The 2,264-nt window shown below is 34.8% G+C and carries 1 protein-coding gene; it reads left to right on the forward strand.

What is annotated here, in order from left to right; genetic code table 11:
- The first annotated feature begins 272 nt into the window (after positions 1–272).
- Positions 273–1,979, forward strand: coding sequence for an ABC transporter ATP-binding protein (locus OZD66_RS04955; protein ID WP_182366780.1), 1,707 nt, complete (start codon positions 273–275; stop codon positions 1,977–1,979).
- Positions 1,980–2,264: the final 285 nt, after the last annotated feature.

Consider the following 2,264-nt stretch of genomic DNA (forward strand, 5'->3'; position numbering starts at 1 on the left):
CACATAGTGCAAAAAATTAAACATGAGACGCCAGATACGTGAGTTTTTTTGTCATTTAATCTGTACAGAGAAGATAAATAAATAGCTTCAATTTTATGATAAGAGGGCTGGCGGAGTTTGTCAAGCAAGTTTTTTGTTTCTGCGAGCTACTACCCTTTCTTGGTGGACTAAAATCACAACAGCTGCAGAACCTAAATTGCTTCATACTACACCTTTCCCCTTTCCCCTGAAACTAAAATCTATATACTTAACTTTAGAAACTTCAAAATACGATGCGATCTAATATTAGGAAGTTATTTTACTATATAAAGCCTAATCTATCTTATTTCATCATAGCTTTTATTGCAGTTTTATTTTCAGCCTTAACGATCCTCCTCTTTGGCAGGGGTTTGAGCAATATAATTGATTCTGGCACAGAGCACGATTTTACTACCAAACTATTAGTTGCAATACTTATAGTTTTAGCCATTTCTCTCACTGCATTTACTCGGTTATATTTCATTGGCATTGGCAGCGAGAAAGTTATCGCAAGAATCAGATATGACTTATATAGCAGTATCACTAACTTGCAACCAAGTTTCTTTGAGAACACAGGCGTACAAGATGTTATCTCAGCGTTAGTTACTGATACATCTGTGTTGCAATCAATAATAAACAGCAGCTTACTAACCATATTACGAAATTTTGTGATTCTGATTGGTAGTGTTGCTATGTTATTGTATACAAATATACAACTAACTGCGTATGCAGCCGCAATAATACCTATACTACTCATTATCATGACCTCACTTGGAAAAAAAGTGCGTAGCTATGCACGCTTTGCCCAGGATAAATTAAGTGAGCTTGCGTCATTTAGTGAGGAAAATTTTAGATCTATAGTGACTATCAAATCGTTTGTACTCGAAGAAAATGAAAAAACCCGTTTTAAGGAGTATTTAAACTCAGTATCAAAATCATACGTAAAATTAGTACTCTTGCGTGCTATTCTAGTAACTCTAGTTATCACGTGTGTGATAGGTTCACTAGTTGTTTTGCTCTTTTTTGGTATTAAAGAAGTCTTAAGTAATAATATAACTATTGGAAAACTCTCCTCATTTGTGTTTTATTCAGCGCTCGCAGCAGGAGCTATAAATAATTTGAGCGATAATATCAGTGATTTACAACGAGGTCTTGGAATAGTAGAGCGTTTATTTGAATTTAAAAATATGAAAAGCTCTATAGCAGATCCCGATGATCCTATAAAAATTTGTAGTGTTCAAAAGGGAATTTCGTTTAATGGTGTAACATTTTTTTATGCTGATAAGCCAGCATTAGATAACGTATCATTTTCTATAGAGGCAGGTCAAGCAGTATCAATTGTTGGACCATCTGGCAGTGGTAAAAGCACCATTTTAAAGCTTCTGCTCCGTTTTCATGATCCAAACAAAGGTAGCATTACTATCGATGGGCACAATATTAAGTCAATTGCGCTAAATGACCTCAGATCGTTGTTTGGCTTAGTGCCACAAGATCACATGATATTTTCTTGCTCAATAATGGAAAATATACTATATGGCAAACCAGGTGCCGAATATGAGGAAGTGAAGCAAGCAGCCATCAGCGCTTATGCGATGGAATTTATTGATAAGCTGCCTGATAAATTTGATACATTTGTAGGAAAAAGAGGATTAAAACTTTCTGAAGGACAAAAACAACGTATTGTAATAGCAAGGGCCATACTCAACAATCCTCAGGTTTTAATACTGGATGAAGCAACCTCTGCCCTTGATTACAAAAGTGAGAACCTCGTGCAAAAAGCATTGAGCAAGTTAATGCAAAACAGAACAACAATCGTAATTACACACAGGCTATCAACCGCACTCAAGACTGACAAGATTATAGTAATTAATCATGGAAAAGTAGAAGAAGTAGGAACTCATGACTCTCTAATGAGTAAAGACGGGCTGTATGCAAAACTGGCGAAGATACAGTGGAATTGAAAGAAAATTTAAATCATACCGTTAGTTGATATGCTAGATTTATAATTAAAATTATTAAATTTTTAATTTTATTATTTTATAATGGTTCCATAGTTATCCGGAAATTTCGTGATCTGTAGTTTCTTTCATTCACGTTATATTCATAGCTTGTTCTATCTTAATGTAATTCCAATTTTAACTGTATAGGAGGTCTCTATGTTATAGCATTTCTCATAATAGTCCGAACAGGTCATAGGAAGGCAGAATCAACAGCACGACGAAAGGATTCGAATAGAGGAATGTTTT

This window comes from Wolbachia endosymbiont of Drosophila baimaii (assembly GCF_028982185.1).
In the GTDB taxonomy this organism is placed as follows: Bacteria; Pseudomonadota; Alphaproteobacteria; order Rickettsiales; family Anaplasmataceae; genus Wolbachia; species Wolbachia pipientis.